The organism is Paludisphaera mucosa, assembly GCF_029589435.1.
GTDB classification, from domain to species: Bacteria; Planctomycetota; Planctomycetia; order Isosphaerales; family Isosphaeraceae; genus Paludisphaera; species Paludisphaera mucosa.
In genome coordinates, this window is record NZ_JARRAG010000002.1 from 467,818 (window position 1) to 492,152 (window position 24,335).

Below are 24,335 nucleotides of genomic sequence, written 5' to 3' on the forward strand. Positions count from 1 at the left end.
CGGCGTGGACGTTTGCACGGCCGTAGGTCCGTGGAGTCTGAATTCCGCGAGGAGAGGCAGCTCTTGCACCGCCCATAAGGCGGTCATGAACTTCAGAAACTTCTCATCTCTTCATCGGATCAGCTTCGTCCCCCCAGCGTCCGCGATGAAGCCCACCCCGCCAAGTTCTCGTCTGGGGAAGCGCGGAGTCGGATAGCCCGGTATCCGTCAAAATCGCACATCGGCTTCCTGCTCCACCACATCCTGCGCCCGGGGAATCGACCCGCTCATCGCAGGGAACACCTGGATGAACCGGGGGGCCGTCAGGGGGAACGGCTCGCGGGCGGAGACGCCCTCCGGTGGCTGCGTCAGCCGCCCCTGGAGTCGCCAGAGGCCGAAGCGGGGGAACGCGGCGTCGCGAGTCGCCCGCTCGATGCCGATCAGGTTGCTGCCAAGGACGGTGGTCAGGTCGATGGGGTTCTTGTCCACGCGACGGATCGCCACTTGGAAGACGTTCAACGCCGGCAGGGCGTTGAAGTCCACGCCGCCGCGGATGTCCACGGTCGCCGGGCCGCCCGGCCTCCGCCGCGTCCGGGAACGGGTCAGCGAGACCGGCGGTTGGCCCGGAACCAGGGGCGCGCTCGCGTCCAGTTCGACGGTGTGCGCGAAGAACGTATTGCCGACGAAGTACCCCTCGGCGGACGCGGCCGTCCCGACCAGTGCCGCCACCGGCGTCACTCGAAACCCGAACTCGTTCGTGAATCCCCCGAACGCCATCCGGGCGTCGACGACGGGCATCACCGCCACTTCGTTGATCGTCAGCGGATTCACCGACGTCACGGCCCCGGCGAGCAGGTTCTCGGCCGGCTCGATCTCGACCGACGCGGCGGTCAGCACCTTCGTGGTCGTGTCGTAGTCGCCGGCGACGATGGCGGTCGCCCCGGCGAAACCGGCGAGCGGGGCGCGGCCGTCGATTACGCCCGGACCGGCCAGCTCCGCCAGGAAGATGCGGCGGGACGGCGTATGAATCGGCGTCAGCATGTTCTGACCGGAGGGCAGGTCCGGATCCTGGATCAGCCGCGACACCGACACCGCTACCCCCACAACGGACATGGTCACGGTATTGGGATCGACGAGGGTGGGTTGAACACCCACCATGCCTTCGAGTTCTGCGGGCACGACGGCCATGGCTCGCCCTCCGGGCCGGTTCGAGGATCACGGGTTGTTCGGGCGGCCGACGACCGACCCGCCGTCGCGGCCGAGGGCCGCGACCGGGACCCACTGCTGCTTCCAGTCGGAGTCGTAGCCATTGGGCACACGCAGCGACGGGTGGTCAAACGGGCCCTTCTCGGCCCGGACGGCTTCGTCGGTCAGGCATAGGAGGAAGAACAGGAGAGCCTTCTTGTCGTCGGTCGTCAGGTCCATGCGACGGATGCGCGGGTGCTTGTCCGGGTTGAAGTCCGCGCTGCGTTCGATGATTCCGCCCCCGTCGTAGAACTCGATCACCTCCTCGAGCGATTGCAACTGCCCGTTGTGCATGTATGGTCCGGTCAACTCGACGTTTCGCAGGGCCGGCGTCTTGAACCCGCCCCAGAACATCAGCTCGTTGTCGTGCAGGAACGGCTTGCGATGGCCCCACGCCTCCTCGTCCACCACCAGTTCGCGGGCGCGAGATAGGAAGTGCATGCGGCTGCGGCGAGGCTCGACCATGAGCCGCCAGTCGATCTCGGGCGGCACTTGGGTGCGGCTCCACGATACGTCGGGGTGGGGTGGAGGGTCCGCTGGAACCTTGTCCTTCGCCGCCGGCTTCGCTGGTCGCGGGCCCGGCCGGTGCTTGTCCCGAGTCGATGCTCCGCGGCCCTTGCGATCGGCCTGGAACCGGTAGGCCGAGCCGGCGGCCCCCTGTGCGGCCTGCCGGACGTTCGCCCTGGTCGGGTGGTCGTCGTCAGCGTCGATGTCCGGGATGCCCCCGACGCCGAAGTCGAACCGCGGGTGCGTCAGCCCGAGGGTGTAGAAGCCGGCGTCGTAAAACGCCTGCGGGTCCGATGGCACCCCGCCGCTCGGCAGCGGCCGACGGGCGAACGCCTGGTCCTCGGGGATGAGCATCTTTTCGATCAACACCGGTGCGGTGATCAACTCCGCCAGGGCGATTCGCTGCCGTTCCGTGAAGAACGGCCGGCGGCCGAGGCCTTCGCGCGATCTCAGCTCGAACTGGATGAGTCGGGCGGCGACGGCCCGTACGAACGGAACGTCGTGCGGGACGCCGTGCCCGTCGAAGGCTTGCTTCGCCACGTCGTCCAGCTTCCAGAACTCCCCCTCGAGCTGACCCAGCCGGCGAACGAGATCGGAGGCCACGCCTCGCGCCAGGGCGTCGGTCAGATCCTTCTTCTTCTCCTTCACCAGGGCCGCAAGGTCGGCCACGAGACGCGCCCGAACGGCCGCCAGCGTGAGGGCGGCCGCGTCACCCTGGGAGTTCGGGAAAAGCGCGTGAGACAGCCTGCGGCCGATCGGCAATTCGATCTGGTTGTTGGCCGTCCGGTCGAACTGCTCGCTAAAGTTCGGCCCGTCGTGGCAGTCGCGGCAGTCGGCGTTCTGAAACACCCGCATCCCCCGCTGGAACACGGCCGTGGCCAGGATCTTGGGGTTGTCGGGCGGCGTCCCTGACCGCCCCTTCTCCAATCGCCGGGCGCGGAGGCGCGAGTCCTCGTCGAGTTCGTCGGCCGGCACAGGCGAAACGTCCGGCTCGCCCGGCGGGGCGGCCACGATCCGGTCGAGGCGGACGTCGCCGATGCGGGCCTTGTTCCGCTCCCAGGCGTCCCAAACGCCCCGGGCGTCGCCCCGCATCATCCGGTCGAACGGGCTGTCGTTCGAGATCAGCGTGCTCTGATAGAGCATCAGCGAGAGGCCCCAGTAGAGCGAGAAGTTCGCCTGCATGAGGCTCCCCTTCGCCGGGTCGCGGTGATACCCTCCGTCCGGGTCCGAGATCTTCGGCCCAAGCTTAAGTTCGAGGTCGATTCGAGGGTCGAGCACGCCCTCGTCGCTCCACCACTCCTCCCGGAACGCCTTCTTGATGAGCTCGGCATACGTCTTCGCCTGGATGTTCGTCCCCTTGAAGACGGAGTCGTTCGGGTCGATCGTCTGGGCGAACAGGACGCGGGCCGGGAGCAGCTTGTCGGCCAGGTCCGGGAACGTCCGGCCCGCGTAGGACATCTCGACCTCGTTGACGACCGGCCCGACGGCCTGGCTGGCGAGGGCGGCGTGCGAGACGGCGATCCGCACCGGGATCAGCCGGGCGGGCAAGTCTCTGGTCCGCTTGTGGACCACTTCACGGCCGTCGTCGTCGCCGAAGATCGAGAAGCCGTTGAAGGTCGATTCGGCCCGGCCGTCGTGGAACAGACGGTCGGCGAATGTCGCGTTGACGACCGTCGGCGCGTTGCGGTTGGTGATCTGACGAAGGTCCCGGCCGTCCTCCTCGCGCCTGAACATCTCCCACTGGAATCGGCTCGCGGCCGTGTCGGAGCCGCTACCCTTCGGAGACTCGCCGATCTCCTGCCGCCACTTGAACTTCGTCCCGTCCGCGGCCGTGTGCTCGCGGTCCGCCGTGAACCCCTTGAACACACGGCGCTCGACGCCCTGCGAGCCGAAGATCAGGCTCAGGTTCCTCGGGTCGTCCTGCGGCTCGGGCACCCACCTCGGCTTGCCATCGAACTTGTCGGGTGCGGGGCTCGGCGACGGGGCGAGGCTCGGGACGGCGACGTTGTTCTTCTGACCCAGCTGCTTGAATTGACCCAGTTGGGGGTCGTACTCGCCTGCGGCCTTGCCCGCGTCATGGGCCGGGTCGAGGGCGTATCCGGTCCAGCCGACGTACGGCACGCGGGTGGTGTGGCGGTCCCGGGGGTCGACGCCGGAGCGGTAGTGGCACGACGCGCAGGCGGTGCCGCCGAACGACCCGTCGGCCGACCGGTGGAAATCGCTGCCGGCCTGCATCTCCCAGAAGAACGCCTTCCCGAGCTGCACCGCCGCGTCGGCGTCTGCGATGAATTCCAGTAGATCCTGCCGCCGCACCGCATGCCGGATGTTCCCGGTCGGCTCCTCGGGTGGGACGGCCTTCAAATAGGGATTCACGAGCGCGCGTGGGTCCCAATCGTCGATGGCGTTCTGGATGACGTCGAGCAGCGGATCCTCCTCGTGGCCCACGAGGTGGCTCACGTTCGAGGCGGACTCGCTTATGGGTTGCCTGGCAGGCGGCTTATCATCGGGGGCCTGGGGACGGCTGGACGCCGGCAAGGCGAAGACGGCCGACGCGACCGCTAGGGCGGCCACTGCGATGCGAGTGTTCCGCGACAAGATTCGAGCCTCCGCGTCGGCGGTTAGATTTTGAACCCGAAACGCTGCTCCGGCGTGGTCCCTACGACCCTCCTGAGGGCCTCGATCAACAGCGGCAGTCGCAGGCCCGCCGACAGCGTGGCCCACCGATCGCGGTCGCAGTTGCCGAACAGGAGGGTCGACTCGTGGCGGGTGATGTCGGCCTCCACCGCCGGATTCAGGTCGTACATCCCGAGGCTCTTGCGAAGTTTCTCCAGGTCCGACTTCTCTCCGGTGAGGAAATGCCATGGGCATAGGCCTGGGGCCGCGGCGTCGGCCCCATACCGCTTCGCATAGCTGCGGAGGACGTCAGGCCGATCCACCGCCGGGTCGAGGCTGATCGACATGAACGCCAGCGCCGGTCCGAGCGCCGGCGAGAGTTCCTCCCGCAACCTCTGGAGCGTCCGGGTCGTCGTCGGGCAGGTGCCGCGGCACTCGGTGTACATGGTGCTGACGACGAGCATCCGGCCGCCGACGAAGTCGCGATGGAACCGGAACCGGGATCCGAACTGATTCACGACCGGCACGTCCGCGAAGCGGTCGCAGATCCGCAGCCGCCCGTCGTTCGGGTGCGGCCGACGCTGCCTCGCCGCCGCCAGCTCGAAGAGCAGACCCAACATAACTCCCCCTCCGGCGCGGCCGTTACTTCTTACGCGGCGGGATCAGAAATTCGCCGCCGCGTTCGACGGGCGTGATGGGCACCGGGTACAACTCCCACGGCAGCTCGCCCATGCGGCCGTCCGGGTTCTTGTCCTTGTCGTAGCCGTTCATCGTGAGGTCGTTGCCGTGAGTGCGGGCCGTCGGCGCAGCGTCCGGATCATGGTGCAGCGGGTCGAGACGCGTCGGCGGCTCGTAGGTCTCGTCCGGCACCGGCTCGAAGTTGAACATCATCCGCATGTCTTCGTGCTCCAGGTTGTGGCAATGGAACACGAAAGGCCCCGGCCACGTGCGGAACCGCATGCGGATCCTCACCGCGGTGTTCGGGCCGAGGATCTGCGTGTCGTGGTTCGCGATCAATTCCGTTCGGTGGATCGCGTGCGTCACGTCGGTCATCTCGCTCAGCGGCTTCAGCGTCGTCGCGTTCTCGGCGTCCTTCAGCGCGTCGGCCGCGAAGTCTTTCAGATAGGCGACGATCTGGTGCCCTTCCAGGTGGATGTGGATCGGGTGCCACCATCCGCCGCCTCCGTTCCGGAGGACCCACTCTTCGGCGCTGCCGAGCACCGGGCTGGCGTTGGAGATCGTCGGGTCGTAGAACCGCTTGTTCACCATCCAGAAGCCCTTGCCCCTGTGGAAGACGAACTCGCGGACGACCCGGACGTCCGCGTCATCGATCCGCCGCCGCGGGCGGATGAGCGGCACGCCGACCGCGACCTCGGCCTCCTTCTCGATCGGGAGCGGGTCGCCCTCGACGCAGAACCGCAAGAGCGGGATCGGCTTGTTCAACTCCGTCAGCTTGAAGGCGTCGGTCTCGAACGGCAGGGCCTGCATCCGCGGATCTTCCGGCACCTCGAGGTTGGCCTTCGGCCCGCGGCCGTCGTTCTGCGGCATCGTGTTGACCAGGTAGAACACGCGGCCGCCCGGCTTGCCCTTCGCCGCCGGCAGCGGCACGACCTCGTCGCCGTCCTTCCGGAACAGCGGGGTGCATCCGCGCTCCGTGAAGTCGAACACCAAATCCACGCGCTTGGCCATCGCCAGCACGACGCTCGTCTGCGGCAGCGGTTCCGACCACAGCCACGTATCTTTGCCGATCTGGAGGAACTCCTTCGAGCAACGGTCGTACTCGTCGGACGTCATCCCCCCGTCGCGGGCGCGGATATAGTCTTCCTCGGCAAGGAAGCGGAGCCGGAAGATGCGGGCGTTCGATCCGTCGAGGATGCGGAAGCGATACTTGCGATTCTCGACCGTGAGCGTCGGCCACGGCACGCCGTTGACGAACATCGTCGTGCCGAGGTAGCCGTTGTGGCCCTGCGTGTCGAAGGCGATCTGGCCGGTCTCGCGGTCGATGATCTTGTCCTGCAAGACCATCGGGATGTCGTATGGGTTGTGGAAGGGCTCTTTCCCCCGCAGGTAGTGTCCGGGCCGATCCGGGTCTTCCAGCTCCTCGTCGCAGCCGGGGCCTTGCTCCTCAGGGTCGAAGCACGACTTCTCGCCGTCGTTGGGCAGGATGTTGTTGGCGATGAGCCACAGCTCCGGCTCGGAGAAGCAGAGGCACATCGACGCCAGGCCCTTGGACACGTTGTAGCCGGTCGCGTCCATCGCGTGGTCGTGGTACCACATGGTGGACTGCGCCTCGGCCATGTCCGGGACGTGGCCGGGCCCGCCGCCTCGACCGAGCTTCGGGTCATAGCCCGGCTTTCTCGTCCCGTCGCGGAGCGGCAGCTCGCAGGGAGCCTGATCCGCCTCCTCGGGCCGCAGCGGCAGGATGTGCGGATAGAAGTAGTCGCGGGCCTTGTTCTGGAGGACGTAGAAGCTCGGGAAGCCGTCCGAATGCGACGGCGAATGGCCGCCGTGCAGGTGGATCGAGACCTCCGTCTCCAGCTGGTTCTCGAAGCGGACGACGGCCGGCTGGCCGATGCGGTGGCGAAACAGCGGCCCCGGAAGTAGATCGCCATATGTGTAAACCCGCGCCTCTGCGGCCCCGTCCGGGCGGAGCTTCACCGCGGCCTCGCGGATCGGCACCTTGTAGCACTTGACGGGGAACTCGCCCCAGTTCTTGAGCGGCCGTCCGGTCTTGTGGTGTGCGAACGTGCCGAAACACCGCTGCTTATCCTGCCAGGCCGCGAGGCCGACCTTGGCGGGGTCGCACCCGAAGAACGCCTTCCAGATTCTGGGCGAGTTCCACCACTCCGACGCGATGCCGTGGAAGACCTCCCCGATCGGGACGGGATCGGACTCGTGGATTATGAACTTGTCGGCCTGAAGCGCCTCGAACGTCGCGATCCTGCACGGACGGATGGTGGGGATGTGATGAAACGGCAGGCTGAAGGCCCAGTTGGGGATGGCGTCCAGATCCTTCGGATCGAACGTCCGGGTCGGGTTGGAGAACGGCCCCGTCGGTTCCTCCCCCGCTTCCGATCGAGTGATCAGGGCGAAGCCGGGAACCGCGGTCGTCGCCCGAAGAAACGTTCTGCGATCCAACATGTTCCATATCTCCCTGTTTGAATGATTTATACCGGGATCCTCCAGTTTCTTATCATTGAATTATTTTAATTATTTCAAATTTAATGAACAAGTGACGCCCCGGGGACTTGGCGCGGAGTCGTCGGGTTCGGCTTTCAGGAGATGCTGGGCCATCAAGGATTCCCTCGCGGAGGCTTTTGAATCAGCCTCGGCGACATCCGTGAAAATAGCTGCGTTCAACCTGGCGGCCGATTCGGTTTTGATGCTCTGGATCGTCGTCGGGAACGCCTTCTGCACTTTCGATGAGCGGAGGACGTAGCAAGGGTGGGTATCCACACCTCGTTCGATCCCCTGGCACCTACCTCGAGGATCTCATTCCAACTTGCTCGAACCCGTCCCGTCCCGGTCCGGTCTTCGCCTCGACGGCGTAGGGCTCGAAGACAGCCCCCTCGCCCTCGACCCCTCCTCGTCGACCACGTGCGCCTGCTGCCCGCTTTGCGATCGCGTTTCGCCCCGCGTCCATGGCCGATATACCCGCTTGATCCGCGACCTGTCCTGCCGGGGGCGGATCGCGCGGCTGCGGCCGACCGCCCGCCGCTTCCGCTGCGAGAACCCGGCGTGCGGCCGCCGCATCTTCGCCGAGCGATCTATCGACCTGGCCGACCCGCATGCTCGGGCCACAGCGCGGCTCGGGGCTGCCCTCGTCGCGGTCGGGATGGCTCTCGGCAGCGACCCCGCGGCTCGGCTCGCCAGGGCCCTGGCCAAGCCGGTCAGCCCGGACGCCCTCCTCCGGCGGGTACGGCGGGCCCCGATCGGCGCGGCCCCGACACGCCGGGTGCTCGGCCTGGACGACTTCGCCTTCCGCAAGGGCCCGCGCTACGGGACCATCTTGGTCGATCTGGAGCGACGCCGCGTCATCGACCTGCTCTCCGACCGCGAAGCGACGACCGTGGCCGGTTGGCTGCGGGCCCGCCCTGGCGTCGAGGTCGTCTCCCGCGATCGCGCCAAAGCCTATGCCCAGGCGGCCGGCGAGGGAGCTTTGGATGGGGTGCAGGTGGCCGACTGATGCCGCCTGATGAAGAACGTCCGGGATGCGTTCCGGCGAGCCCTTCAGCAGCGGTCCGGGTTGATCCGACGGCTGCTCGGCGGGCCGACCGACGGCCCTGCGGCCCCGGAGGCGGCGGTCGCCGAGAGACCGCCGACGGGCCGCCCGGGCACCGAGCTATCGACGCGGCATGAGGGCCGACGCGCGCGATTCGAGGAGGTCCGGCGGCGACATAGCGCGGGGGAGTCGCTGAGGGGGATCGCCCGCGCCCTCGGTCTGCACTACAAGACCGTCGAGCGGTACGTGCGGTCGGACTCCTGCCCCGACTGGCGGCCCGGACGCCGAGGATCCGAGCCGCCTGGACCGGTTCGCCGGGTTCATCCGCCGACGGCTCGAAGAGGGCTGTCGCAACACCCTGCAGATACGCCGCGAACTGCTCGCGATGGGCTATCGCGGGGCGATCAGCACGGTTCGGCAGGATGTCCGGCGGATCGAGTGCGAGGGGGCTGGGACCGCACCGCGGGCCGCCTCGGGGGACGCCGGCCCTCGCGCGGAGTTCGCGTCGCCGAGCCGGCTCGCGGCCCTGAAGTTGATACGGCCCTGCGACCGCCCGTCGGAAGTTCAGCAGGCCTTGGACGCGCTGAGCGCGGGGGATGACTCGATCCGGTGTGCGATCGAGTCGGCCGAGGAGTTCGCCGTCGTCATCCGAGGGCGTCGCCCGGACGCCTTGACCGGGTGGCTGACCCGAGCGGAAGGCTCATCGGCGTCGGAACTCCGGACCCTCGCTCGCGAGCTGCGGCCGGATGAGGCCGCGCTGCGGGCAGGTATCGAGTCGCCGTGGAGCAACGGGCCGGTCGAGGGGCGCGTCAACCGACTGAAGCTGATCGAGCGGTCGATGCATCGGCGGGCCGGCTTCGACCTCATCCGAGCACGCGTCCTGGATGCAGGATAGAGCCCCGATCATCGAAAGAGCGGGAGAACCCCTTATGGCGGTTTTGACCATGCCGAGGTAGTGGCGGGCCAGCTTCTCGAAGCGAGTGGCCACGTTCCGGCACTCCTTCAGCCAGCTCACGCACCGCTCGACCACGTTCCGGCGGCGGTAGAAGTCCGCGTCGACCTTCAGGGGCCGGCCGCGATGCCTGGCCTTCTGATCCGACCGCTGGGGGATCGCCCCGATCCCGCGGCGGCGCAGCCAGACGCGGATGCGGTCGTAACTGTAGCCCTTGTCGCCCGCGACGTTCGCCGGCCGGCTGCGCGGCCTGCCGATGCGGCGGGGCGCGCGGACCGGGTCCATCACCTTCTCGAACTGCGTCGATTCGTGCCTCTGGCCGGCGGTCACCTCGGCCGCGAGGGGAAGCCCGCGACCGTCCACGACCAGGTGGATCTTGGTCCCGAATCCGCCGCGCGAGCGACCCGACGCGTGGTCCTCGGGCTCCTGCGCGCCCCCTTTCTTCCGCCGCCGGCGGCCGCCAGGCTCGCGCGGATCGACGTCCCGTCGATGCAGAAGAACTCCCAGTCGATGCGGCCCCGGCGGTCGAGCCGCGCCTGCAAGGCCCTGAGGATGCGGTCGAAGGTGCCGTCGCGGCTCCAGCGTCGGAACCGGTCGTAGACCGTGGACCAGGGCCCGTATCGTTCCGGCACGTCGCGCCACGGACAGCCGGTGCGCAGCCTCCAGAACAGGCCGTCGAGGATCTTCAGGTGGTCCGTCCACCGGCCGCCTCGCCCGCCGTTCTCGGGGAGTTGGGGGCGGATCGCCTCGTATTGAGCGTCCGTCAGCTCATGGCGTCGCATCGTCGTACCTCCCTGCTCAATCTGAACAAGGTCCTACGAAGTCGACTGCCTTTGTGCTCACCGTACAGACCCTAGGCCGAATCGCCGGCGAAGACGAACCAACGGCCGGGGAACCAGCGGAGCATCAACCGAAGCGGGCGGATCGCCTGCTGGGCCGGTGGGCGCTGGCGACGCCTCTCGCTGCGGTCGTCGGCCGGGTCGCGATACAGGGCGACGAGCACCGGCAGGGTTCAGGGGCGGGCGGCGAACGGGAAGCGGACCAGGACGGCGAGCACGACCCGCTTGTGGCCGTACCGCCGGGCGGTGAAGGCGTGCGACGATCGGAGCGGGTCGCGATGCCGGGCCTCGCCGAAGACGTGTTTGCCCCGATGGGGGAAGACCGCGTCGACGCCGACCAGGACGACCTCGGCGTCGGCCGGCAGGAGGTCGACGACGCGTCGGGCCAGGGCCTCGGCCAGCCGCAACGGCGACCGTCGGGCCTGCGAGAAGACGCGTCGGCGGCTGGAGAAGGCCCCGGAAGCCAGCGAGCCGGCCGTCCGCAGCAGGTTGGCGACCGTGCGACGGCCGACGGTGAGGATCGCCGACCCCACGAGCGTCAGGAATCGACGGAAGGTGGGGCGGGTGAAGACCGGGGCGAAGTCGTCCCAGAACCCGCGGGGCGTCTCGGGTCGAATGGCCATTGAGTCCGTCCTCGGCCGGTGTCGTTGAGAAGTCGGTTCAACCTCTCATCGTACCGCCCGAGGCGGGCTCAAAACTGCACAAGTCGAGTTAAGACATGTCAACTCCTCCATGGTGGTGGGCGACCCTCTCGGGCCGACCGGTTTGATTGGTTCGCCGTCACGTCGTCCCGCTCGCGGCGGCCCTTGGCGTCGGCACACTTCTGCGTCTTGATCCAGGCGTATGCCTCGCGAAGCACATCGGCCATCGGCAGGGCGTCGACCGTATTGAAGGAGTGCGACTCCTTCCTGGTGTCGTCTCGCCGCCGGAAGGAACGGATGATGATCAGCGTGTAGTAGTCGCGGCTTTTCTTGAAACTCCGCCCGATGGTCACTTTCAATACCCCGACCTGGATTTGGAGCGCGGGTTGGCTCATTGGTTCTCTCTTATCTGTTTCCGGCTCGACCATCGGGCCTGATCGGGGGCGAACCGAATCCGGTGGTGCTGCGGCGTGCAGGCTGAAAAGCCGAGGCTCCCGCAGGGAAACGGCCTTTTCTGCTTGCCTCGTCGTGGCTCCGGCTTCAGCTTCCCCGATCGAAGGCCGAGGGCGGAGCGTGTCATCAGTCGAGGGAGAGAATCAGCAAGGCCGGCCGACACACCATCCAGAACAGATCACCGCCTCCATCTGGTGAGTCCTGGATTTCAAACCTGCCTCCTTCGCGCCGTTCTCCAGCCATCACAACGCACGAAAAAGCCTCCGGCTCTCCGTCCGCCTCATCCCCGTTTCCCCTCTTCGGCCGCCCGGCCGGTTTCAACCCCCTCGCTTTCTACCTTGAATATTCTGTGGTTAAAGGGTTCCTTCGGATTTCGGGGTGGGTTTGGGCGTGATTTCGGCTCGATTTCCGAATGGTGCCGGTGCCGAAGGCATCGTCAAAACAGCACTGTACGCCCGTTGACTTCCTGCCGATAAATGGTTCCAATCCCCGAGTCCGGCCATCGACCTATCCCGGAGGAACTTGGATGCCTGAAGTCGTGGTTCGCAACTTCGCCTGTTCCCTTGACGGTTTCGGAGCCGGCCTTCAGCAAAGCCAGTCCAAGCCGTTCGGCAAGAACGCCATCCAGATCATGAACTGGTTCTTCCCCACCCGGACCTTCAGGTCCATGATCGGCGCCGAGGGCGGCGGCACGGGGCTGGACGACAGCTACGCAGGCAGGGCCTTCGAGGGCGTGGGCGCCTCCATCATGGGCCGCAACATGTTCAGCCCCCTCCGCGGCCCCTGGGCCGACGAGGACTGGAAGGGCTGGTGGGGCGACGACCCTCCCTTCAAGCACCCGGTCTTCGTGCTGACGCACCATCCCAGGCCCACCCTGGAGTTCGAGAACGGCACCTCCTTCCACTTCGTCGACGGCTCGCCGGAACGGGTCCTGGAGCAGGCCCGTGCCGCGGCCGATGGCAAGGACGTGAAGGTCAACGGCGGCGTCTCCACGGTCCGGGCCTTCTGGAAAGCCCGGCTCCTCGACGAGCTGCACCTGGTCATGGCGCCGGTCTTCTTGGGGGAAGGAGAGCGGCTCCTCGGCGGGCTGGGGGTGGAGGAAGACTACGAGGTGGCCGGCTCCGAGGCTTCCGAGACCGCCGTGCATTACCGGGTCGCCAGGAAGCGCTAGCGTTCAGGCATACGAGAGGGGGAAAAAGATGTCAGTCGAACGGATGGACAACGTCCTCATCGTCGTCGACGACCTCGAAGCCGTTAAGGCGTTCTTCATCGAACTGGGACTCAAGCTCGAGGGCGAGACGACGGTCGAAGGGCCTGAAGTCGGGAGCCTGATCGGGCTGGGGGACGTCCGGGCCACCCTTGCGATGATGCGGACCCCCGATGGCCAGGGCGTCGAGCTCGACAAGTTCCACACGCCCGACGCGATCAGGTTCGGGCCGGTGGACGCGCCGGTCAACGCCCTGGGCTTCCGCCGCGTCATGTTCGCCGTCGACGACATCGACGCTCTCGTTGCGCGCATGGTCGCGCACGGGGCCGAGCTCATCGGCGAAATGCGGTACGGGGACTCGTACCGGTTGGCCTACATCCGTGGGCCTGAGGGCATCATCGTCGGGCTCGCCGAGCAGCTCGGCTGAATCGGTGAGCAAGATCGCCCCCCATGAAACTCTCCCGCTGTACCAGCGAAGGAGCCGCCCATGACCGCCCGGGAAGTCGTCGATCAACTGAAGGCCCTGGGCAAGCCTTCCATCAAGAAGGTGCTGCTCAATCACGGGGCGCGCGAGCCGTTCTTCGGGGTGAGCGTCGAAGACCTTAAGAAGATCCAGAATCGCATCAAGATAAACCACTCGCTGGCGATGGAGCTTTTCGAGACCGGCATCTCGGACGCGATGTATCTCGCCGGGCTGATCGTCGACGACGCCAGGATGACGAACGAGGACCTCGATTGCTGGGTGAAGGCCGCCTACTGGCCCATGCTCAGCGAGTCCACCGTCCCATGGGTCGCGTCCGAGGGCCGGCACGGCTGGGAGATCTTGCTGGAATGGATCGAATCCGACGTCGAGTCGATCGCCGCGGCCGGCTGGTCGACGCTGGGGGCCGTGCACAAGATCAAGCCCGACGACGAGCTCGACCAGGCGACGATCGGCGAGCTGCTGGACAGGGTCGCCGGGACGATCCACGACCAGCCGGATCGCGTGCGTCTTCAGATGAACGGATTCGTGATCGACGCGGGCTCTTTCGTGGCTGCATCGACGGATCGGGCGCTTGAAGCGGCCGACAGGATCGGCCTCGTAAAGGTCGGCATGGGTGAAACGGCGTGCAAGGTCCCCGGTGCGCGCGAGTCTATCGAGAAGGTCCAGGCGGCCGGAAGGCTCGGCAAGAAGCGGAAGACGGCCAAATGCTGAGCTGATTCGTCCTCCATGCCGACTCCACCGGCCTCCCACCCGCCAACGTGTCCCACGTCCGTGACGAGGATAAAATCGCCATCGTCGAGGCATTCACCTTCGGTCGGAGGGGTCCAGCAATGGGGAACGAAGCGATCGTATACGGCCGGATCCTCGGGGCCACCTGGAATGTCGGCGATCGGTTCAGGTGCATGTACGACTTGAACCGCGAGGCGCTCTCCGCCGTGCCCGAAGACGACGACTGGCCTTGGGTCGTGCGGGACATCTTCGCCCTGCCTGCGCCGTACCCGCAGGGCACGTACCGCCGTCAGGTCATCCACTTCGGCCTGTCCATCAAGGACGATCCATACGACCGCATCCTCTGGGACGAGTGGCTGGGCAAGTTCGAGCAAGTGCTGCGAAGACTGTACTGGTGGTCGGCGGCGGCGCACATCGAGACCGACTTCGGTCCGCCGCGCACGATCGAGTGGGCGCCGACCGAGGCGGCGATGGGGCGGCTGTACGACGACCCGCCGCAGCCGGTTTCCGAGTGGGTGCGGTCGGACCGGCTTCCCGCGTCTCGTGATGAAGGCTGATGAGCTCAGGCCTGCTCGATCCACTTCGAAGCGAGCCTGCATCAGACCGCTTTCACCCTGACGCTCAGCCACAGGCAATAGCCTAACGTCACCACCATTTCCGCCGCGACTGCGCCGCATCCGACCGCGACGGTCGTGTGGATCGGGGCGAAGGCGAACACGCCGGCATAGACGAGCCCGCTCAGGAACATGGCCCAGCCCCCCCGCTTGGCCCTTTGGGCGTAGGCGTTCGGGACCACGACCTTGGGCAGCCGGTTGCCGTTGGCGGCGATCATCAGCCCGGTCAGGCCGATGACCAGCCGTGTCACCGTATCGCCGTCGAGATAACACAGCTTGCGAGCCAGGGTCGAGCCGAGCGCCACGACGACGATGCCGCCCCCCCAGGCCAGTGGGGCGATCACTTCTTTCTTCCACGCGTCATCGTTCATCCGGGCGTCTCCTTGGGTTCCGGCGCCTCTGCGCCCAAGCCGAACGGATGGACGAAGCCCAGAAGCACCTCTTCGAGCACCGAGAACTTCAGGTGGTAGATGACCGACTTGCCGATCTTCTCGGTGTGCACCAGGTCGGCCTCCAGCACCGCGAAGTGCGCCGACATCGTCGGCTTAGCGAAGTCGAACTGGTCGCTGAGCTCGCCCCCGCTCATCGGCCCCTTGCGCACAAGCTGCAGGACGCGGCGACGCGTCGGATCGGAGAGGGCTTTGAAGACCTGGTTCATGATTCGCTAATGAGCTACTCGACTAATTGATTCAGGGAAGTGAGGTCCATTTCCGGCCGGAGGGCGTGCTGGCCTGGCTGCCGAACGTGTTTCGGGGCGGGGTGATCAGGCGAAGACACAGCTTACGCTCGCCGTCCGCGCTTTTTGTCCGCCCGGCTCACGGGCTCTGATAACCCCCTGTCGAGGCCGAAGAACGGCCTCCCGAACCAACGGGGGCGAGCCATGTCGATCCGGATGATGCTGCTGGACTTCTTCGTCTTCATCGCGGCCTGGGCGATCTTCCGCAGCCTGGTGATCGGGGTGCCGAGCCACGGCGAAGACTTCATCGCCATGGTCGTCGGCGCCGTCACGGCTCAGCTGACGATGATGTGGCTCCGGAAGCGGCAGGCCCGAGCGGCGGCCTGACGTGGTGCGAGTGGCGACGGGGCAGGAAGAGCGAACCAAGGGGAGCGGACCGATGTTCTACAAGAGCGTGATGGTGCTGGGCGTGTTCTCGATCGCGTGGAGCGTCATCTGGTTCTACCAGGTGTTCGCAGGGATCAGGCACCTCCAACCTACCGACAGCATCCCGATGGTCATCGGCGGGATCGCGGGCGGGATCGGTGCCTACTACTTCGTGCCCTGGCTGTTCAAGTACGAGGCCCGGCGGCGAGCGGCGAAGTGACCATCGAGTTGGAAACCTCGCCGCTAACGCGGATGCGGGGAATTTTGGGTTCCCAAAAATCAGATTTCGCCAAATCGATAAATCGGTTATCCTCCTGGAAAGCAACCTTTCCAGGAGACTGACCGTGGCCCCGTACATCGACGCGTGGTTCGCCCTGACGCTCGTGATCGTCGGCCTCTCGCACGCGGCCCAGCCCCGCCTCTGGGCTGAGTTCTTCGACGCCATCAAAGGGACCGGCTTCGCCCCGCTCATCATCGGGATGTACACGTTGCCCACCGGGCTGGTCATCCTGCTCGGGCACAACCTGTGGGCCTGGGACTGGCCGGTGCTCGTCACCATCGCCGGGTGGAGCATGACGACGAAGGCGACGCTCTATCTGATCTTCCCGGCCGTCCCGAACCGCATGATCGACAACGCCGTCCGCTGGCAGAAGGCGTTCGGCGTCTACCGCGTCGTCGGGGCGGTGATGAGCGTCCTGGGCGTGATTCTCACCTGGGACGCGTTCCGCCGTCTTCCGACGTAAAGGGAGGCGGCGGATGAGTATCCTCGAAGCCTTCTGGGGCACTATCACGATCATCTTGAAAAACGCCCGCCTATTCCTTCCTTGGCGGATCACCGGCCCCTTTGCCACTCCCAGTCTCGTCGCGACACCGGCAAGATCCCCGACGACGGGGAGTTGCGGATCGCAAACCGTGAGAGTCAAAAACCATGCGCCGCTTCCTGGCCCTCGGCTTCGTGGCCCTCTTCGCCTGCGCGCGGCGACGACATCCTCGACCAGGGGCCGAGCTACTTCGTGATCGCCATGCACCCCAACGCCGGAGGGGCCGTGACCTCGCAGGTCGACTACGGCCCCTACCACGACGTGACCACGCTGCTCGACGTCTGGGCTCCCCCCAGCGTGGCGATCGACGTCCGCCGCAACGGAGGGGTCGATAAGGCCGTCGAGGTCCAGTACGAGAGCGCCCAGTACCGGTCGAAGTCCTCTGCGCTCTTCAAGCCGGGCAAGACGGTCGTCGACTACGGCGAGATCAAGAAGAGGTGAGGCTTGTGGCGGGGCTCGGCGTACGAAGAAGCCCGGGGCCGTCCCTGAGCGCCGGGGCTGACTCGGGTTACGCGATGAAGCCAGGGGGCGGGCGGCGAAGTGATCGGGGTTTCTCCGCCCTCGACCTCGCATCCTGGCTGTCTCCACCGTCCCGGCGGCCGCCGGCGTGACCATCGTCCCCGGCACGGATAGAATCGCTGCGGGCGGCGACCCATGTCGGGCGGCCGCCGTCGAGCCACCATCCCGGAGGCGACCATGAATGCGATTCTCTCCCTGGCGTTGATTCTCGGTGCATGCGACCTGACGGGCGCGGCGGACGACAAGGCGGCCGATCCGGTCGGCAAATGGCGGTGCAGCTACGAGATCGGCGAGCAGAAGCGGACCTCCACCCTGACGATCAAGAAGGAGGGGGACAAGCTCGTCGGGACCATGGACTGGGCGGACCAGAAGGACGAGAAGCTGAAAGACCTGAAGCTGAAGGACGGTGAGCTGACGTTCTCCGCCGAGCGGAAGTTGCCGAACCTGGACGACCCCATCACCGTCGAGTACAGGCTGAAGATCGACGGGGACCAGCTCGAGGGGAAGGGCTCGACGGAGTTCGGCGGCGAGAAGCGGGAATGGGACATTGAGGCCAAGAGGGAGAAGGGCGACAAGTAATCGTGGCGTGGTCCGGTGGGGGTCGTCGATGATTTCGCTCGGCCGGCCGCCCGCATCCGCTGCCTGCCCTTGCCGTACTTTGCTCTACAAAGCAACATTCCGAGCTGCGTGCTTTGCAGAACAGAGCGATCGTCTCCTTGCGATAGGAGCAACGCGACGACGCAGGCGGACTTGTTTCGCGTGACTAGGCCGTGGGCGCTGGGATTCTCGGTCCTCCTGCTCACCTATGCGGCGGTGGGCGGGACGGCCGGCGTGATGTGGCTGGTCGCCCTGACCGAGCAGTTCGCCGCAGGACCGCCGCCGGGCAGGCCGTTCTTCACCGCGTGGAGCGTCAACCTCCTCTTCGCCCCGGTCGCGCTGGTGGGCGGCGTGCTGACGGTCGAGTGTTTCTGCGCGGCGTGGCTGGTTTCCTGGCGGGACGATTCCTCCGACCTCTCGCGGGCGTCGGCGCATGACGCCCGAGGCCCCGGAGGGCTCGCCCCGCTTGCCGCCGCCGCTAGAATTCGCGTGACGACCGGATCCGATTGATTGGGCCCCGGAGATTCACCCATGACTCTCGGACGATGAGCTATACGCTACGAGAGCCTAGACGACATCATGCCCGACGTCGAGCGGATCCTCGAAGGGAACGCCACGGTCGGCCCGGCGCCTCGATGCAATTCGATCAGGCGTTGCGGGTCGACGCCGAGACGAGGAGCGCCGTTCTGGAGCGGGGCGAGATACCCGAGAGCCTCCCGACCGGCCCGCAGTTCGTACCCCCGGAGGGCCTCGACGACCGTGCTGAGGCGGAGGGCCCGCGTTCGGCCATCGCCCACGACGACGCGCCTCCGGGCCCCGCTATCGCCTACCCGCGGGTCGGCCCGCCGAGCCGGCCCGAACGAGACCGCATGCACCGCCGCCATGCCGCCCATCGCTTGAACGTCGTCTCGACGGCCTGACGCCGGAGGGACCTGAGGCGACCGATCGCAGTCGGCGTTCGGCCGTGCCGGAATCGAGGTCCGGGCTTGATAGCCCGCCAGGGAGATTAGAACGATGCTCCGCCAGAGTTCTGCTGCGCTCCTCGCGACCGTCGGCCTGCTCCTTTCGGCGGAGGCGGTCGCCGCGCCGCCGAACCGCATCACCGTATTGTATGACGCCTTTGGCGACCACTCGGCGTTGAAAAAGGACTGGGGCTTCTCGACCCTGGTGGAGTTCGGCGGCAAGCGCATCCTCTTCGACACCGGGAACGATGCGGACCTGTTCGAGCACAACGTGAAGTCGCTGGGCGTCGATCTCAAGGCGATCGACCTCGTCGTCATCTCGCATCGCCACGGCGATCACACAAGCGGCCTCGCCCGCGTACTGAAGGCCAACCCGGGCGTGCCCGTCTACGTCCCCGCGGACGAGACGTTCATGACGTCGACCCCGGTGCAGATGTACCACCGGGGGGCCGAGGCCCTCCCGAAACGCATGCGCTACTTCGACGGCGAAACCCCGGTGAACGTGCCGCACGGCACGGCGTGGAAGGGGGCGAACCTGATACCCGTCGATGCATCCCGCGAGATCCTGCCGGGGATCAGCGTCGTCGCGACGACGTCGAAGGTGCCGCGTACGATCGAGATGCCGGAGTTGTCCCTCTCCCTCAAGGTGCCGGAAGGGCAGATACTCGTCGTCGGCTGCTCCCACACCGGGATCGAGGCCATCCTGGAGAAGGCTGCAGGGCGGCCGATACAGATCCTCGTCGGCGGGCTGCACCTGGTGACGACGCCGGACCCGGAGATCGAGCGGTTGGCGACGTCTCTGCGTGACAAGTGGAAGGTCGCCAGCGTCGCCGTCGGGCACTGCACGAGCGAGCCGGGTTTCGCGGCGCTCCAGCGGGCATATGGAGAGCGTTACATCTACGCAGGGCTGGGAACGGTCGTTCCGCTCCCGTGATAGTTCAGAATCCCTAGAAACGGCCGCGTGAGAAACCGCTTCCGGGAAGCACCAGAGTCTGCCATGGTCGGCTCATGCGACTGTACCAGACCATTCCCCAGGGCCGCCTTTCCACGCAGCACTTCCCGCCCCGTTCAGTCGCATGATCGAACGCGCGTGCCGCGCCGAACGGCCGGAAGAGAGGTTCGATGATTGAGGCGGTCAGTAAGGCCGTGGAAGACCTGCGAACTCGTCCTTCGGGTTGCTCGAAGCGGGCAGGAAATGGTTCCGTCCATCATTCGAAACGCTGGTCCCGAGGCCACGGAAAGCTACCACTGCGGCAATGATGGGTCGAGTCGACGGAGCCTGACGCGGGCGTCGGCGGTGGTGAATCGCCAGCGGGTCTCGACCCGACGGTCGTTCCGCTCCTCCTCCCAGGCGGCGACCTCCCGCTCCAGTTCCTCCCTCGACTCGATGCGGCGGTCGAGGCGCCGGCGTGAGAGGACCGACAGCTCGATCTCGGACACGTTCAGCCACGAGCGGTGCTTCGGCGTGTCGTGGATCTTCAGCCGCTCGGCTACCGCTCGGGCCCGCTCGGGCGGGAACGCCTCGAGAGCGAGGCGACCTTGCGGGTCTTCAGGTTGTCCATCATCAGCGATCCGTCGGCATTCGCAGGTCGACGTAGACCGGCTGGTGGTCCGACGCGATGGTCGCGACGTTGACCCGGGCCGAGCCGACGACGAAGCCGGCGGCCAGCGGCTCGGCTGCGAAGATGTAGTCGATCCGCGCCGGCCGTTCGCCGCGCAGGCCGATCGAATGACCCGGCCCCTCGCCGGCGACGGCCCAGGCGTCGACGAGACGGGGGCCGGACTCCGGCGAGGTGAGCGCCTTGTAGTCGGCCGTGTCGGGCCGGAGGTTGAAGTCGCCCATCACGATCCAGGGGTCGGGGCTGGCGGCGACGATCTCGCGCACCTTGGCGACCTGCAGCGTCCGGTCGGCCTGCGAGTCGTGCGCCAGGTGGGTCACGTAAACCCGGAGCGGCCTGCCCGCCACGTCGAGCCGGCACTCCAGAAGCCCGCGGGGCTCGGCCCTTTCGCGACCGGCGGATTTCGGCAGGCGGTGGTTGGTGTGGGCCGTGATCGGGAACCGCGTCACCAAAGCGACGCCGTAGCTCCCCTCCCCCTCCACCAGGTTCGGCCCGAAGGCGAAGTTCCCGCCCAGCTCCTTGCCCAGCCACTCCGCCTGATCCACTCCCTCGCTCCGGTCGCGGAAGTGGACGTCGATCTCCTGGAAGGCAACGACGTCGACGCCCCGGACCAGGTCGGCCACCCGCTTCAGGTCGAGCTTGCCGTCGGTCCCTTCGCCGTGGTGGATGTTGAACGTGGCCAGCTTGATCGCGTCCTGCGCCCCGGCCAGCGTCGGCGAAAGGAGGAATCCGAGCGAAAGAAGGATGCGTCGAATCATGAATCCTGTTCCTCTGGATGCTCCGAAATGAGAAGGACCTTCCGGCCGGCATCCTCCCCGTCGAGGAGAGGATGCACGGAGAAGGCCCCGGATCGCAATCCGCCTCGCCCGTAGCGAGGCGTTGCGTCGACAGCGGTTCCGGCCCCGATCAATAGGCGTCGGAGCTGACGATCTCGCCGCCCTGAGTCGTGCTCAGCGCCCGCCAGATGGGGAGGCTGATGGAATCTTTCATGAAGCGGACCGAGCCGTCGCACATCGCGGAGTTGACGCCGCCGGAATGCCGGCTGCGGGCGGCCAGATAGTTGAGGCGGGGGGCCCCGCTGGATTGGCCGCAAGGGGTCGGCCTGGCGATCGTCGCGTTGCAGGCCGCGGGTCCGTACATCATGTCGGGCAAGGGCGAATTGGGGGCCAGCAAGGCGGTGAAGCTGGTGGCGTCGGCCCACCAGGTCATCCCACGCAATTCCGAGTTCAGCGGGACGATGATGACCTCGGAGGCCAGCATCGTGTTGGTGGTGCCGTCGGTGATGGTGGCGATGGTGATCGTCTTGCCCTTGTTCGCCGACGCCGGATGGTCGGCGTTGGTGTACGGGGCGATGAACGTGAACGGCGCCCCGGCGAAGCTGGAGTCCAGGGCGACGTCCTGCTGATTCAGGTCGGTCGAGCCGAAGTTCGCCACGTAGTTGTGCGCCGAGATCTTGCCGGTCGCGTCGGCCCCGAGGGCCGTGCTGATCGGCTTGTGCTGGAGGCCGTTGCTCGGGCAGAGGAACGCGCTGATGAAGCTGGTCGTCACCGTGGTGTTGGCCAGGTTGACGTACCGGGGGTTCGAGAAATTGTACGAGTTGGACAGGGCCCCCTGCTCCATGTACGGCAGGATGAAGGCCTGCCACGTGCCGTTGCAACATCCGGAGGCGCCCGGCGGCAGCGAGCCGACGGTGTCGCCGTAGTTGTGGACGGCCAGGCCGATCTGCTTGAGGTTGTTCGTGCACTGGATGCGGCGGGCGGCCTCGCGCGCCGACTGCACCGCGGGGAGCAGCAGGGCGATGAGCACGGCGATGATCGCGATCACCACCAGCAATTCGATGAGCGTGAAGCCACGATTGCGAACACGTCTGTCGATGATCATCGGGCGTAGACTCCTGAAACTCTTCGCAAGGAGAGGGATGGATCGCCGTCGGAAGTTAAGGCTCGGTTTTCTCACTTCGATGTGAGGGCGAACGTGAAGTCGTTCGGGCCGGCCTGGGTGACGTCGGCCTTCAACTCGCTCTGGGTGTTGTAGCGGGCGGGAAGCGTCTCCCCCAGGGCCGACGTCGGCGGCGGGATCTCCTCTCCCGTGACGCTGTCGGTCTCCTTCTTCCGGGAGGCCTTCACCGGGGTTTCTTTGGTCACGGAGAGCGAGACCCGGTAGTTGCCGGGGATCAGTCCTTCGGCCTGGGGGATGGAGAACGAGCCCCCGGAGACCTGCGCCGCGCCCGACGTCGAGTCGCCCCCCGCGCCCGTGGGGGTGAAGGTGATCAGGGCCGAGTCGAGGGGCTGGCCGTCCAGCGCGACCTTGCCCGAAACCGCCTGGCGCGGCAACCCGTCGCCGCCGCCACAACCCCACGAGACGATGAAGACGGCCGTGAGGGCCGCAAGTCGCACCTGAGGCGTCGTGGGGGTCATGCGTTGCATATCCTTCGATTCCTTGATATTCGCCGAGGTGTATCCAGGCCGCCCGCTCCGGACGCGGGACGTGGATCCGCCGGCGCGACGTCGATCGGAATGAAGCGACGACACGCAATCATCGCGCCAGGGCCGGCGAGGGAGCGGTCGGTGGCGACCGAATTTTTGCGACCAGGTTGTGTTTTAGTCGTCCGGGCGCTGCGCGACGTCGTGTCCGAAGCACGTCCCGCAGGCCTCGGGCCTGTGGGATGTCGCGCGGTCCGCCGAATCGTGCTGGGCATCCCGGGGCACGACCGCCCCGGAAACGCCGCAACTTTCAATTCCATGATGACGCGTACGAGCTGAGAACGTCAAGGTCCGTTGACGGGTCCTGAATCGCTCTTCATGTCGCGCCTCGCGCGGCTTACGAGACCGGCCGGGCCCACCGGGATTGACGCCGGATGAAGCGAAGCCGTGGCTGAGGACGGAGGCAGCTCGCGAGGGCGGTTCCGAGGCAGGGCGGAGACGAAGAGGTGGTGCGGACATGACCTACATCCCGAACGTGAAGCATGTGACCGCTCTTCCGCACCGTACGCGACCAGTTCGGCGGGTCCGGGGCCATGGCCTGGAACCTCGATGTCCCGCTCGCACCGAGCGTCATCTGCGAATCGTCCGCCTGCCTCGGCCAACGGGCGGGCATCCGGGATTCGGAGAGCTCTTGAGGAACCTCGGGCACGGCGGTCGGCTCGTTCTCAATCCGTCAGGCTGCATCCCGCCGGCTCACGATGTGAAATGGCCTCAGCGACGGTCGATTGAGGACTTGTCGCCCATGACCAGGGGTTTGAGGTGGCGAAAGATGGAGCAAGGCGACCGGGCGGCTCGGGCGTCGTCCACATCGGATGCGCCGGGTGGTCGCTCCCCAAAGAGCACTCCGAGCATTTCCCGGCGGCCGGGACGCACCAGTCGCGTTGCTGACGACCCGACACTTTTTGATGAGGGGCAAGGGACGGCGCCCATGATGCAGCGTGGGGAGGGTTAGGAGATATCCCGACTCCGAGCTGATCAAGTCGGTCTGCGCCGTCACCTTCCTCGCCCGAGAGCGGCGTCAAAACTAGATAGGGTCTGAATTAGGAAAACTGTCGGGCCGTCAGCCGGATGAGCGGCGATCAGGAGTTGGAACCGCACCATCGTGGCCACCTGGGGCGAAAGGTGGGGCAGCGTGGCCTCGAACGTCTCCTCGGCCACGGGTCGAATCGGGGGCGATTCCCTGGCGACGCTGCGGCCCTTCTCAAGGCCGGCGACGGCGGCCAGGGCGGCGGAGCGACGCGCCGGGGTGGAGCTCCTCGCCGGCGGTCCATTTGAACATCGCCCGGACCCGGTGGACGTCCTTGTTGATCAGCCGTCGCGACCGGCCGGCCTCGATCATCGCCCGGCGGACGGCCTTGAGCGCCAGGGGGCCGAACTCGCGAGCAGGGGTCGCGCCGAAGGATCGGCGGAGGAATCGGAGGGCCTGGCGGTTGTCGTCCTGCTCGCTGGTGGGGCGGCCGTCCCTGACGTGGTTGCCCTCCACGTGCCGCAGGCAGGCAAGCATGAGTTCGTTGATCGAGAACGACTCGTCGACGGCCGAACCGACGGCGGCGATCGGGCGGGCGTAGGCCTCGTGGCTCGCGGGGGAGCCGTAGGGTCCTAGGTAGCGATCGCGGCCGTCGATGTGACGACGGCGGCGTTCCGGGCCTTGTGACGGCGATAGGCGGGGGGGCGATGGCTGCGGGGCATGGGGGTGGGGCCAAAACAGTACATGTACTGTTTTGGCCAGGACCTCTTTGCCGCACCG

The 24,335-nt window shown here is 66.8% G+C and carries 27 protein-coding genes and 1 pseudogene; 13 read left to right on the forward strand and 15 right to left on the reverse strand.

Annotated elements, in window-relative coordinates:
* Positions 1 to 207 precede the first annotated feature (207 nt).
* The 4 genes from PZE19_RS11365 to PZE19_RS11380 form a co-directional block, all read right to left on the reverse strand.
* The gene (locus tag PZE19_RS11365) at positions 208 to 1,167 is read right to left on the reverse strand and encodes a hypothetical protein (protein ID WP_277860734.1); all 960 of its coding nucleotides are present in this window, start codon (positions 1,165 to 1,167) and stop codon (positions 208 to 210) included.
* A gap of 27 nt (positions 1,168 to 1,194) precedes the next feature.
* Positions 1,195 to 4,188 (reverse strand): cytochrome c peroxidase, encoded by a 2,994-nt coding sequence (locus tag PZE19_RS11370; RefSeq protein WP_277860735.1) that lies wholly within the window; start codon positions 4,186 to 4,188, stop codon positions 1,195 to 1,197.
* Between the two features lie 161 nt (positions 4,189 to 4,349).
* The gene (locus PZE19_RS11375; RefSeq protein ID WP_277860736.1) at positions 4,350 to 4,964 is read right to left on the reverse strand and encodes an SCO family protein; all 615 of its coding nucleotides are present in this window, start codon (positions 4,962 to 4,964) and stop codon (positions 4,350 to 4,352) included.
* Between the two features lie 22 nt (positions 4,965 to 4,986).
* Positions 4,987 to 7,485, reverse strand: a complete 2,499-nt coding sequence (locus PZE19_RS11380; RefSeq protein WP_277860737.1) for a multicopper oxidase family protein — start codon at positions 7,483 to 7,485, stop codon at positions 4,987 to 4,989.
* A gap of 361 nt (positions 7,486 to 7,846) precedes the next feature.
* Here PZE19_RS11380 and PZE19_RS11385 point away from each other — a divergent pair, with 361 nt between their 5' ends.
* Complete coding sequence (locus PZE19_RS11385) at positions 7,847 to 8,530, forward strand: ISL3 family transposase (RefSeq protein WP_277860738.1); 684 nt, start codon at positions 7,847 to 7,849, stop codon at positions 8,528 to 8,530.
* A gap of 421 nt (positions 8,531 to 8,951) precedes the next feature.
* Complete coding sequence (locus PZE19_RS32930) at positions 8,952 to 9,461, forward strand: transposase (RefSeq protein WP_368411291.1); 510 nt, start codon at positions 8,952 to 8,954, stop codon at positions 9,459 to 9,461.
* A 36-nt stretch (positions 9,462 to 9,497) separates the two neighbouring features.
* Here the strand turns inward: PZE19_RS32930 and PZE19_RS11390 are convergent.
* From PZE19_RS11390 to PZE19_RS11405, 4 genes and pseudogenes are all read right to left on the reverse strand, one after another.
* Positions 9,498 to 10,300: pseudogene (locus PZE19_RS11390) on the reverse strand (IS5 family transposase); the annotation flags it as partial.
* Between the two features lie 71 nt (positions 10,301 to 10,371).
* Positions 10,372 to 10,521, reverse strand: coding sequence for a hypothetical protein (locus PZE19_RS11395; RefSeq protein ID WP_277860739.1), 150 nt, complete (start codon positions 10,519 to 10,521; stop codon positions 10,372 to 10,374).
* A gap of 9 nt (positions 10,522 to 10,530) precedes the next feature.
* Positions 10,531 to 10,980 (reverse strand): transposase, encoded by a 450-nt coding sequence (locus PZE19_RS11400; RefSeq protein WP_277860740.1) that lies wholly within the window; start codon positions 10,978 to 10,980, stop codon positions 10,531 to 10,533.
* Positions 10,981 to 11,078: 98 nt separating this feature from the next.
* Complete coding sequence (locus tag PZE19_RS11405; protein WP_277860741.1) at positions 11,079 to 11,393, reverse strand: hypothetical protein; 315 nt, start codon at positions 11,391 to 11,393, stop codon at positions 11,079 to 11,081.
* A gap of 584 nt (positions 11,394 to 11,977) precedes the next feature.
* On the opposite strand from PZE19_RS11405, the gene PZE19_RS11410 reads away from it, so the two are divergent.
* The 4 genes from PZE19_RS11410 to PZE19_RS11425 all read left to right on the forward strand — a co-directional run bounded on the left by PZE19_RS11410 (position 11,978) and on the right by PZE19_RS11425 (position 14,428).
* On the forward strand, positions 11,978 to 12,622 hold the full coding sequence (locus PZE19_RS11410; RefSeq protein ID WP_277860742.1) for a dihydrofolate reductase family protein: 645 nt from the start codon (positions 11,978 to 11,980) through the stop codon (positions 12,620 to 12,622).
* 28 nt (positions 12,623 to 12,650) lie between these two features.
* Positions 12,651 to 13,085 (forward strand): VOC family protein, encoded by a 435-nt coding sequence (locus tag PZE19_RS11415; RefSeq protein WP_277860743.1) that lies wholly within the window; start codon positions 12,651 to 12,653, stop codon positions 13,083 to 13,085.
* A 60-nt stretch (positions 13,086 to 13,145) separates the two neighbouring features.
* The gene (locus PZE19_RS11420; protein ID WP_277860744.1) at positions 13,146 to 13,853 is read left to right on the forward strand and encodes a DNA alkylation repair protein; all 708 of its coding nucleotides are present in this window, start codon (positions 13,146 to 13,148) and stop codon (positions 13,851 to 13,853) included.
* A 119-nt stretch (positions 13,854 to 13,972) separates the two neighbouring features.
* Positions 13,973 to 14,428: a hypothetical protein gene (locus PZE19_RS11425; protein ID WP_277860745.1), complete on the forward strand. Its 456-nt coding sequence runs from the start codon at positions 13,973 to 13,975 to the stop codon at positions 14,426 to 14,428.
* A 41-nt stretch (positions 14,429 to 14,469) separates the two neighbouring features.
* Here the strand turns inward: PZE19_RS11425 and PZE19_RS11430 are convergent, their stop codons facing one another.
* Positions 14,470 to 14,856, reverse strand: a complete 387-nt coding sequence (locus PZE19_RS11430; RefSeq protein WP_277860746.1) for an ammonium transporter — start codon at positions 14,854 to 14,856, stop codon at positions 14,470 to 14,472.
* Positions 14,853 to 15,143: a metalloregulator ArsR/SmtB family transcription factor gene (locus tag PZE19_RS11435; protein ID WP_277860747.1), complete on the reverse strand. Its 291-nt coding sequence runs from the start codon at positions 15,141 to 15,143 to the stop codon at positions 14,853 to 14,855. Before PZE19_RS11435 ends, PZE19_RS11430 begins: the two co-directional genes overlap by 4 nt.
* A 222-nt stretch (positions 15,144 to 15,365) precedes the next feature.
* On the opposite strand from PZE19_RS11435, the gene PZE19_RS11440 reads away from it, so the two are divergent.
* The 7 genes from PZE19_RS11440 to PZE19_RS11470 all read left to right on the forward strand — a co-directional run bounded on the left by PZE19_RS11440 (position 15,366) and on the right by PZE19_RS11470 (position 19,420).
* Positions 15,366 to 15,548 carry a hypothetical protein gene (locus PZE19_RS11440; protein ID WP_277860748.1) on the forward strand — a complete coding sequence of 61 codons (183 nt, stop codon included), beginning with the start codon at positions 15,366 to 15,368 and terminating at the stop codon, positions 15,546 to 15,548.
* A gap of 52 nt (positions 15,549 to 15,600) precedes the next feature.
* Positions 15,601 to 15,807 (forward strand): hypothetical protein, encoded by a 207-nt coding sequence (locus tag PZE19_RS11445; RefSeq protein ID WP_277860749.1) that lies wholly within the window; start codon positions 15,601 to 15,603, stop codon positions 15,805 to 15,807.
* A 124-nt stretch (positions 15,808 to 15,931) separates the two neighbouring features.
* The gene (locus PZE19_RS11450) at positions 15,932 to 16,330 is read left to right on the forward strand and encodes a hypothetical protein (protein WP_277860750.1); all 399 of its coding nucleotides are present in this window, start codon (positions 15,932 to 15,934) and stop codon (positions 16,328 to 16,330) included.
* Between the two features lie 270 nt (positions 16,331 to 16,600).
* A complete protein-coding gene (locus tag PZE19_RS11455; RefSeq protein ID WP_277860751.1) occupies positions 16,601 to 16,849 on the forward strand; it encodes a hypothetical protein in 249 nt (82 codons plus the stop codon).
* A 255-nt stretch (positions 16,850 to 17,104) separates the two neighbouring features.
* Positions 17,105 to 17,506 (forward strand): DUF2147 domain-containing protein, encoded by a 402-nt coding sequence (locus tag PZE19_RS11460; protein ID WP_277860752.1) that lies wholly within the window; start codon positions 17,105 to 17,107, stop codon positions 17,504 to 17,506.
* A gap of 180 nt (positions 17,507 to 17,686) precedes the next feature.
* Positions 17,687 to 18,034, forward strand: a complete 348-nt coding sequence (locus PZE19_RS11465) for a hypothetical protein (protein ID WP_277860753.1) — start codon at positions 17,687 to 17,689, stop codon at positions 18,032 to 18,034.
* A gap of 504 nt (positions 18,035 to 18,538) precedes the next feature.
* On the forward strand, positions 18,539 to 19,420 hold the full coding sequence (locus tag PZE19_RS11470; RefSeq protein ID WP_277860754.1) for an MBL fold metallo-hydrolase: 882 nt from the start codon (positions 18,539 to 18,541) through the stop codon (positions 19,418 to 19,420).
* Between the two features lie 308 nt (positions 19,421 to 19,728).
* Here PZE19_RS11470 and PZE19_RS11475 read toward each other — a convergent pair whose 3' ends face one another.
* The 5 genes from PZE19_RS11475 to PZE19_RS11495 form a co-directional block, all read right to left on the reverse strand.
* On the reverse strand, positions 19,729 to 19,926 hold the full coding sequence (locus tag PZE19_RS11475) for a hypothetical protein (protein ID WP_277860755.1): 198 nt from the start codon (positions 19,924 to 19,926) through the stop codon (positions 19,729 to 19,731).
* 124 nt (positions 19,927 to 20,050) lie between these two features.
* Positions 20,051 to 20,863, reverse strand: a complete 813-nt coding sequence (locus tag PZE19_RS11480; RefSeq protein WP_277860756.1) for an endonuclease/exonuclease/phosphatase family protein — start codon at positions 20,861 to 20,863, stop codon at positions 20,051 to 20,053.
* A gap of 148 nt (positions 20,864 to 21,011) precedes the next feature.
* On the reverse strand, positions 21,012 to 21,986 hold the full coding sequence (locus PZE19_RS11485; RefSeq protein WP_277860757.1) for a DUF1559 family PulG-like putative transporter: 975 nt from the start codon (positions 21,984 to 21,986) through the stop codon (positions 21,012 to 21,014).
* 71 nt (positions 21,987 to 22,057) lie between these two features.
* Positions 22,058 to 22,522 (reverse strand): hypothetical protein, encoded by a 465-nt coding sequence (locus tag PZE19_RS11490; RefSeq protein ID WP_277860758.1) that lies wholly within the window; start codon positions 22,520 to 22,522, stop codon positions 22,058 to 22,060.
* A 1,267-nt stretch (positions 22,523 to 23,789) separates the two neighbouring features.
* Positions 23,790 to 24,092, reverse strand: a complete 303-nt coding sequence (locus PZE19_RS11495) for a hypothetical protein (protein ID WP_277860759.1) — start codon at positions 24,090 to 24,092, stop codon at positions 23,790 to 23,792.
* Positions 24,093 to 24,335: the final 243 nt, after the last annotated feature.